General features: G+C 56.8%; 9 protein-coding genes. 8 read left to right on the top strand and 1 reads right to left on the bottom strand.

Going from position 1 to position 8,526, the window contains the following annotated elements; all coding sequences use genetic code 11:
- A partial coding sequence (locus tag PHI64_RS22945; protein ID WP_299888539.1) for an SDR family NAD(P)-dependent oxidoreductase occupies positions 1-457 on the bottom strand: 457 nt, incomplete at its 3' end.
- A 198-nt stretch (positions 458-655) separates the two neighbouring features.
- Between PHI64_RS22945 and PHI64_RS22940 the strand changes: the two genes are divergently transcribed.
- From PHI64_RS22940 to PHI64_RS22905, 8 genes are read left to right on the top strand one after another with little or no spacing between them, the layout of a single operon-like run.
- The gene (locus PHI64_RS22940; protein ID WP_299888536.1) at positions 656-1,636 is read left to right on the top strand and encodes an NAD-dependent 4,6-dehydratase LegB; all 981 of its coding nucleotides are present in this window, start codon (positions 656-658) and stop codon (positions 1,634-1,636) included.
- Between the two features lie 7 nt (positions 1,637-1,643).
- Positions 1,644-2,798 (top strand): LegC family aminotransferase, encoded by a 1,155-nt coding sequence (locus tag PHI64_RS22935; RefSeq protein ID WP_299888533.1) that lies wholly within the window; start codon positions 1,644-1,646, stop codon positions 2,796-2,798.
- Entirely contained in the window at positions 2,795-3,430 is a 636-nt protein-coding gene (locus tag PHI64_RS22930; RefSeq protein ID WP_299888531.1) for a hypothetical protein, read from the top strand. The genes PHI64_RS22935 and PHI64_RS22930 overlap by 4 nt, the downstream gene beginning before the upstream one ends.
- Entirely contained in the window at positions 3,427-4,428 is a 1,002-nt protein-coding gene (gene neuB / locus PHI64_RS22925) for an N-acetylneuraminate synthase (protein WP_299888529.1), read from the top strand. Before PHI64_RS22930 ends, neuB begins: the two co-directional genes overlap by 4 nt.
- Entirely contained in the window at positions 4,425-5,591 is a 1,167-nt protein-coding gene (neuC, locus tag PHI64_RS22920; protein ID WP_299888527.1) for a UDP-N-acetylglucosamine 2-epimerase, read from the top strand. Before neuB ends, neuC begins: the two co-directional genes overlap by 4 nt.
- Before the next feature lie 16 nt (positions 5,592-5,607).
- A complete protein-coding gene (locus PHI64_RS22915) occupies positions 5,608-6,660 on the top strand; it encodes a nucleotidyltransferase family protein (protein WP_299888524.1) in 1,053 nt (350 codons plus the stop codon).
- Entirely contained in the window at positions 6,657-7,328 is a 672-nt protein-coding gene (locus tag PHI64_RS22910) for an acylneuraminate cytidylyltransferase family protein (protein WP_299888521.1), read from the top strand. Before PHI64_RS22915 ends, PHI64_RS22910 begins: the two co-directional genes overlap by 4 nt.
- Positions 7,329-7,345: 17 nt before the next feature.
- The gene (locus PHI64_RS22905) at positions 7,346-8,398 is read left to right on the top strand and encodes a glycosyltransferase family 52 (RefSeq protein ID WP_299888518.1); all 1,053 of its coding nucleotides are present in this window, start codon (positions 7,346-7,348) and stop codon (positions 8,396-8,398) included.
- The last annotated feature ends 128 nt before the right edge of the window (positions 8,399-8,526 follow it).

Raw genomic sequence — 8,526 nt, 5'->3', positions numbered from 1 at the left:
ATGAGTTGCCGGCAACGAAGAGCTTGTCGGATGCCAGCTTGGTCGCACCATACAGGTTGACCGGGCTGCTGGCCTTGTCGGTGGACAGCGCCACCACGCGCTTGACGCCCTTGTCGATACAGGCATCGATCAAGTTCATCGCACCATTGATGTTGGTCTTGACGCACTCGAAGGGGTTGTACTCGGCAGTCGGCACAATCTTGGTCGCCGCCGCGTGAACCACGTAATCGACGCCGTCCAGCGCACGATACAAGCGCTCACGGTCGCGGACGTCGCCAATGAAAAAGCGCACCCGAGGATCACCCTGGAACTTCTTGGCCATGTCCCACTGCTTCATCTCGTCACGCGAGTAGATGATGACCCGCTTGGGGTTGTACTTCGCCAGCGTCATCGGCACGAAGGCGTTACCGAAAGAGCCAGTACCGCCGGTGATGAGGATTGATTTGTTTTGAAGCATGGACAGGCTGATCTCAGGAAGGTTGCCTCAAGCTGACACCATGTTTGGTGACAGCCCAATTCGGGCTCGAAGTGTGCTGCGTAAGCCCGTGCGGCGATGTTGAATCTTTGGGCGGATGATAGCGCGCCTCCAGTCCTGACTAGGAGTTGCTAAAGTAGCGGACTTCCCATGCAGCAAAAGCCTTTCCGGCGCCCCAAAATGAAGTACGTTCTTGTCACCGGCGCCGACGGTTTTATCGGCTCGCACCTCACCGAACTCCTCGTCAAGGAGGGCTACCAGGTCAAGGCCTTGTCCCAGTACAACTCCTTCAACTACTGGGGGTGGTTGGAGGATGTCGATTGCCGCAACGACATCGAAGTCCTCAACGGCGACGTACGGGACCCACATTACTGCAAACACATCACCAAAGATGTGGACATCGTCTTCCACCTGGCTGCCCTGATCGCCATCCCTTACTCCTATGTGGCCCCAGACAGCTATGTGGACACCAACGTCAAGGGCACGCTGAACATCTGCCAAGCCGCGCTGGAAAACGGCGTCAAACGCGTCATCCACACCTCCACCAGCGAGGTGTACGGTACCGCTCAGTACGTACCCATCGACGAGAAGCACCCGCTGCAGGCTCAATCGCCTTACAGCGCGTCCAAAATCGGGGCCGACGCGATGGCCCTGAGCTTCTACAACGCCTTTGATCTGCCGCTCACCATTGCGCGCCCGTTCAACACCTATGGTCCACGTCAGTCGGCGCGGGCGGTTATCCCGACCATCATCAGTCAGATCGCCAACGGCAAGAAGCAAATCCAGCTCGGCGACGTCTCGCCAACACGCGATTTCAACTACGTTGCTGACACCTGTCGCGGCTTCCTCGAACTGGCCCGTTGCGACAAAGCTATCGGCGAGACGGTGAACATCGGCTCCAACTTCGAGATCTCAGTGGGTGACACCCTCAATCTCATCCGCGAGTTGATGAACAGCGATGTCGAGTTCCTCACAGACGAGCAGCGCCTGCGCCCCGGCAAGTCAGAGGTTTTTCGCCTGTGGTGCGACAACACCAAGATCCACAACCTGACCGGATTCAAGCCAGAATTCAGCATCAGGGATGGTCTGAAGGCGACCGTGGACTGGTTCACACGCCCTGAGAACCTGGCCAAGTACAAAGCCGATATCTACAACGTCTGACCTGCTCATGTTCAACGCACTGGTCCAGTTCATCCGCGAGCAATATCGCAGCGATGACTTCATCCCACTCCATGCCCCGGTCTTTGCTGGGCACGAGCGCGACTATGTGGCGGACACCATCGAATCCACCTTCGTGTCCAGCGTCGGAGCCTTTGTGGACCGGTTTGAGCGTGACATGGCCGCCTACACCGGCAGTCCCAGGGCGGTCGCCACCGTGAATGGCACAGCGGCGCTGCACATTGCCCTGAAGCTGGCAGGCGTTCTGCCGGGCGAGTTGGTCGTCACTCAGCCCCTCACCTTTGTCGCCACCTGCAACGCCATTGCCTATTGCAGTGCCGAGCCCCTGTTCATCGACGTGGACCGGCACACACTTGGCCTGTCTCCCACGGCGCTGGACGCATGGCTGACCGAGCACGCAGAAGTCGGCGATGACGGACTGTGTCGCACCCGAGGCGACGGCAAAGTGATCCGCGCCTGCGTGCCGATGCACACCTTTGGCCACCCGGCTGACCTGGATGGTTTGGTCAGCGTGTGTGCCCGCTGGCAGATCGTCCTGGTCGAAGACGCCGCCGAGTCACTTGGCAGCTTCTACAAGGGCCGCCACACCGGGACCTTCGGTGCCTTGGGCACGCTCAGCTTCAACGGCAACAAAATCATCACCACCGGCGGCGGCGGCATGATCCTCGCTAATGAGGCACTGGGCACCCATGCCAAGCACCTCACCACCACGGCCAAGAAGCCACACCCCTACGAATACGTGCATGACGAGGTGGGCTACAACTACCGCCTACCCAACCTCAATGCCGCCCTCGGCTGCGCGCAATTGGAGCAACTTGAGGCCTTCATCGCCAACAAGCGGGAGTTGGCCGCCCGCTACGCTGAGTACTTTCAAGGCAGTGATCTGAAATTCTTCACCGAACCCGCAGACTGCCGCTCCAACTACTGGCTCAATGCGGTCATCTGCGAAGGGCATGAGCAACGCGACGCCCTCCTCAAGGCCACGAACGACCGCGGGGTGATGAGCCGCCCAATCTGGGCGCTGATGAACCACCTGCCCATCTACGCACACTGCCGCAAGGGTGAACTGAGCAACGCCGAGTGGTTGGAGGCCCGGGTTGTCAACCTGCCTAGCAGCGTACTACCCAAGGAACTCAACCAATGAAACGTCTGGGCATCTTCGGGACTTCGGGCTTCGCACGTGAAGTAGGTGACATTGCCGTCGAGCTCGGTTACCAGCCGATCTACATTGCGCGCGACCAATCTGAGCAAGACGCATGGCCTTTTCCTGGTGAAGTAATCCTGGAAAGCCAGGTGAATGACTACCGGGATATAGGCTTCACCATCGGCATTGGCGAAAACGTTATTCGCCAGAAAATCGCCAAGCGCTTTGCCGGTCAATTGAGTTTCATCAACCTGCTCCACCCCAGCGCGACCTTTGGGCAAAACCAGCGTCGCTCCATCGAGGCCAAGCAGGGCATCATCGTCTGCGCGGGTGTGCGCTTCACCAACAATATACAAGTAGGCGACTTCGGAGTATTCAATCTGAATGCCACCATCGGCCACGACGTCATCGTGTCCGATTTTGTCAACCTAGCCCCTGGCGCTCACATCTCTGGCAACGTACACATTGGTGCTCGATGCTGGATCGGTACCGGAGCGGCGATCAACCAGGGTAATGGGAACACCAAGCTACACATTGGTGAAGACACGGTCATCGGCTCCGGGTCCGTGGTCGTCAAGGCTTGTGAACCGAACTCGGTTTATGTCGGCATTCCCGCCAAGAGGATCAAATGAAAACGCTTATCATTGCCGAAGCCGGCGTCAATCACAACGGTAGCCTCGAATTGGCCAAGAAGTTAGTGGCCAGTGCCGCCGCAGCGGGTGCCGATTTGGTGAAATTCCAGAGTTTCATCACCGGTAAGAGTATTGCTCTGGACGCACCGAAGGCCGAGTACCAGAAGGGCACTACCGACGCCGGCGAAAGTCAGTATGAGATGGTGCGTAAGCTCGAACTGTCGCGAGCTGACCATGAGGAGCTGATCGAAGAATGCCGGCGTCATGGCATCGGGTTCTTCTCGACCGCCTTCGATACCGACAGTTTCGACATGCTGCTCGAATTGGGCCTCAATCAGGTCAAGATTCCTTCGGGCGAGTTAACCAACCTGCCTCTGCTGCGCTACATGACGCGCCATGGTTTGCCAGTGATCTTGTCCACAGGCATGGCTGGTCTGGGTGATATCGAAGCCGCACTGAATGTCATCGAACAGGCCGGCACGCCACGCAGCCTCATCACAGCCCTTCACTGTACGACTGAATACCCAACTCCGATGGAGGACGTCAACCTTCGGGCGATGGTGAGCCTGAAGACAGCCTTTGGCGTCGACGTTGGTTATTCCGATCACACCCCAGGTATCGAGATTCCTATCGCAGCAGTTGCCCTTGGTGCCACTGTGATCGAGAAGCACTTTACCCTCGACCGTCAACTTCCCGGCCCGGACCATCAGGCCAGTCTGGAGCCCCACGAACTAAAGGCGATGGTCGGTGCCATCCGCAACATCGAGCGCGCACTCGGAGACGGTATCAAGCGCCCAAGTAAAAGTGAGTTGAAAAACCAGCCCATCGCGCGGAAATCCCTCGTGGCCACACGTACCATTCGGGCGGGAGAAGCCTTCAGCGCCGATAACCTCAGCGCCAAGCGTCCCGGCACGGGCATCTCGCCCATGCGTTGGGACGAGGTGATCGGCCGACCGGCCCGTCGAGATTTCGTTACCGACGAGTTGATCGAGCTATGAGCCGCAAGATCTGTGTTGTTACCGGAACCCGGGCCGAATTTGGCCTGATGCGGTGGCTCATGCAGGAGGTGCAAACCACCCCAGGTCTTGAACTGCAGGTCCTGGCCACGGGCATGCACCTGTCGCCCGAATTTGGCCTGACCTACCAGGAGATAGAGCAGGCCGGTTTCGCCATTGATGCTCGCGTCGAGATGCTCCTGAGCTCCGACACCTCTACTGCCGTCACCAAATCGATGGGCCTTGGCATGATCGGATACGCCGATGCGTTTGCCAGACTTGCACCAGACTTGATTGTCGTCCTCGGCGACCGCTTCGAAATTTTTGCCGCGGCCGCGGCCGCTCTGATCGCTGGAATCCCAGTCGCTCACCTCCATGGGGGTGAGACAACCGAAGGCGCCTTCGACGAGGCCATTCGTCATTCGATCACCAAAATGTCCCACCTGCACTTCGTGGCAGCCGAGGACTACCGCAAGCGGGTCATTCAACTCGGTGAGCAGCCCGAACGAGTGTTTCTGGTGGGTGGATTGGGTATCGATGCCATCAAACGAGTCACCCTGCTCGACCGGGAGGCGCTGGAAGCCTCCCTCGACTTCAAGCTGGGCTCACGGAACCTGTTGATCACTTTCCACCCAGTCACTCTGGAGGGTCAGAGTTCTGGGCGACAAATGGCCGAGCTGCTTGATGCATTGGGTGAGCTGAAAGACACGCATCTCATATTCACGATGCCCAACGCCGACACAGGAGGGCGGGAACTGGCCAGTATGGTGAATGCCTTTGTGGCCACACATCCGAACGCCCGTGTTTACTCTTCCCTCGGCCAGTTGCGCTATCTATCTTGCATGAAACTAGTCGATGGCGTCATCGGCAATTCATCGAGCGGCTTGGCAGAAGCGCCAAGCATGGGCGTTGGCACTGTGGATATCGGTGATCGGCAGAAGGGTCGTCTGGCGGCAGCTAGTGTGATCCACTGTCAGCCCGAAAAGAATTCGATCCTCAGAGCAGTCCAACAGCTATACGAGCCAGCATTTCGCGAGGCATTACTTACTACGGTCAACCCCTATGGCAACGGCGGGGCGAGCCAAAAAATAGTGGATGTACTGAAGCACTTCCCACTGAGTGGACTGCTGAAAAAGTCCTTTTATGACCTCAGTTTTACTTCGTGATCCACGAGCTCTAAAAATGAAAAATTGGGACTCATCCCTCACAGGCCCACAAGCCACCCTTGAAGAGGCCATTGCCACGATGGATCGCAGTGCATTGCGCATTGCGCTCATCGTCGATGAAGCGCGACACCTGCTGGGCACGCTCACTGATGGCGATGTCCGCCGCGCTTTGCTCAAGCACATGCCGCTGAGCATTCCGGTTGATCAAGTCATGTGCAAAACGCCACAGGTTGCCCAAAAGGACTGGACTCGCGAGCGGATTCTGGCGGTGATGGAGCGCATGCAACTGCTCCAACTTCCTGTGGTGAACGAGCAGGGCCAAGTCATTGGCCTTGAAACCCTTCACGGTCTGCTGGACAAGCGCCTCATCAGCAATCCAGTATTTCTGATGGCAGGGGGGTTCGGTACACGGCTTCATCCGCTGACGAATGACTGCCCCAAGCCATTGCTCAAGGTGGGAGACAAACCCATTTTGGAGTTGATCCTCGAAAGCTTCATCAAGGCAGGCTTTCACAGGTTCTTCATCTCCACGCACTACCTACCTGAAATGGTGCGAGACCATTTTGGTGACGGCGAACGCTGGGGCGTGAGCATCCGCTACACCCACGAGGAAACTCCTCTGGGCACGGGTGGTGCGCTCGGACTTTTGCCTCAAGAGGAAATCAATGAACCCATCTTCGTGATGAACGGGGATTTGCTGACCACCCTCAACCATCAAGACCTGCTGGACTTCCACAACTCACACAACGGTGTCGCCACCATGTGCGTGCGTGAATACGAACACCAGGTGCCCTATGGCGTGATTCAAAGCGAAGGCCACTTGATCCGCTCCATGGTGGAAAAGCCTGTGCAGAAGTTCTTCGTCAACGCTGGGGTCTACGTGCTGTCTCCAGACTTGGTCAAGCGCGTCAAACCCAACACACGTCTGGACATGCCCACCTTGCTGGAAGAAGCCATTGCCAAGGGCGAGGACGTCACCATGTTCCCCGTGCACGAGTATTGGTTGGATATCGGGCGCATGGAGGACTTCAAACGTGCACAAACTGAAATCGATCAGTTTCTGATATGAAGGTACTGGCCATCATTCCCGCCCGCGGAGGCTCCAAAGGCCTACCGCGTAAAAACATCCTGCCCTTGGGTGGACGCCCGCTCATCGCCTGGTCCATTGAAGCTGCGCTTGGGGCGAGCTGCATCCATCGCGTCGTCCTGTCATCAGATGACGACGAAATCATCGAAGTGGCTAAGGCACACGGTTGCGAAGCTCCCTTCAAGCGGCCCGACACACTGGCCACAGACGAAGCCTCGTCCATGGACGTGGTGTTGCATGCACTTTCGCAGCTGCCAGATCACGATGTCGTCGTCCTGCTGCAACCCACCTCTCCGCTTCGCACGTCCGCCGACATCGACTCCGCCTTCGAACTGATGATGCGCAGCGGTGCACCATCTTGTGTATCGGTCTGCCCCGCGTCGGAGTCACCGTTTTGGATGTACAGCTTGAGTGCGCAGCAACAAATGCATCGCTTGATCAAACCTGAGGTTGATGCCACTCGTCGCCAGGAGCTACCCACCGCCTACTCCCTAAATGGCGCCCTTTACATTGCACGCACTGACTGGCTCCTCCAGCACCGCAGCTTCATCGGAGAAGATAGCGTCGCTTACGTGATGCCCCGATCCAGGTCCATTGACATTGACATTGAAGACGATTTTGTAACGGTTCAAAAGCTCATAGAAAAATAAGCCTTCCAGAGAGACACATGTCACCCAGCCATCCCAACCTCTACATCTGCCGAAGCCCCTTGCAACTCCTCAACTGCATCGAGGCTTGTGAAAAACTCGGGCAGACGGGCGGAGACAACATCCTCCTCTGTGCATGGCGAGCCGAACTCGACAGGCAGCTCATGCAGCGACTGCTTGACCTGTACCCCCGCTGGTCTGAAGTGTATTTTTTCTCGCTTTACCCGACAAAAAATCAAATTCAACCCATGCTCCGAATTCTTCGGAGGCATCGTCACTTTTCCAAAATTTTTGTGGGCGACACGACCCATCTTATTAACATTTTCTTGAATAAGCTCTGGCACTTTGAGTCCATCTATCTGATAGACGATGGCGCATCCACGATACGGCGGTCCGCATTGATTGCCAACCGCAGCCTTCACCTCTTACGGAAAAATGGCTCGCCCCGCAGCGCGTTGAGCTCACTCATGCAAGATGCGCTGGGCCTGAGCCCGATGTTTGCGTACCAAGCCCAGTTCTTCACCTACTACGAGATTCAGCATCCAGAACTAGCAGATAAAATTGTCAAAAATGATCTGAATTTTTCTAAATCACACATCCGAGAAAAGCCCCGCTCCCAAGAGGTGTGGTTCATCGGCAGCGACATCCGGCAAGTTGTTTTGGAGAACCGGGACGACTACTGCGACTTCCTCGCCCAAGTACATCGCAAAATCAACCTGTCAAAGGTGGTGTACATCCCCCATCGCAAAGAGCCGGATCACTACCTTGCCAAAATATCCAAGCGCTTTGACATGGAAGTCCGTCGACTCGACAACATCCTTGAACTGGAGTTGATTCACGCTGACGCATTACCCCAGGCATTCGCCTCTTTCACCAGCAGCGCCCTCGACACCATCGATATTCTGGCCAAATCACCCATTACCGTCTTCCGCATCCCTGCATCTGCCATCCATGAAACGGCGAGATCAGTTTACGACGACGTCTATGACGCCATGGCGCGCAAAGGCTTCGACATCATCGAGTTGGATGCGTCGTCTTGCACCAGCATCACTCAGCAGCGACATGAAACCTGACTCAAAGAGTACCGTCGCCATATTTTTTGTCGCGACGCCGCTTCATTACCTTGCCGCCCGCAGTATTGCGCTGCATTTCGAGCCGAACAGCCGCTGCATTGTCATTCCTTACATGCCTGTCGCGCGGC

It is taken from the genome of Zoogloea sp. (assembly GCF_028689785.1).
GTDB lineage: Bacteria > Pseudomonadota > Gammaproteobacteria > Burkholderiales > Rhodocyclaceae > Zoogloea.
Note: the sequence above shows the minus strand (reverse complement) of the source record. Positions and strands in the feature narration are given on the sequence as shown.

Coding starts and splice junctions, on each gene's coding strand:
- neuC (WP_299888527.1), top strand. CDS start 4,425: ATGAGCCGCAAGATCTGTGTTGTTACCGGAACCCGGGCCGAATTTGGC.
- neuB (WP_299888529.1), top strand. CDS start 3,427: ATGAAAACGCTTATCATTGCCGAAGCCGGCGTCAATCACAACGGTAGC.
- PHI64_RS22940 (WP_299888536.1), top strand. CDS start 656: ATGAAGTACGTTCTTGTCACCGGCGCCGACGGTTTTATCGGCTCGCAC.
- PHI64_RS22935 (WP_299888533.1), top strand. CDS start 1,644: ATGTTCAACGCACTGGTCCAGTTCATCCGCGAGCAATATCGCAGCGAT.
- PHI64_RS22910 (WP_299888521.1), top strand. CDS start 6,657: ATGAAGGTACTGGCCATCATTCCCGCCCGCGGAGGCTCCAAAGGCCTA.
- PHI64_RS22930 (WP_299888531.1), top strand. CDS start 2,795: ATGAAACGTCTGGGCATCTTCGGGACTTCGGGCTTCGCACGTGAAGTA.
- PHI64_RS22915 (WP_299888524.1), top strand. CDS start 5,608: ATGAAAAATTGGGACTCATCCCTCACAGGCCCACAAGCCACCCTTGAA.
- PHI64_RS22905 (WP_299888518.1), top strand. CDS start 7,346: ATGTCACCCAGCCATCCCAACCTCTACATCTGCCGAAGCCCCTTGCAA.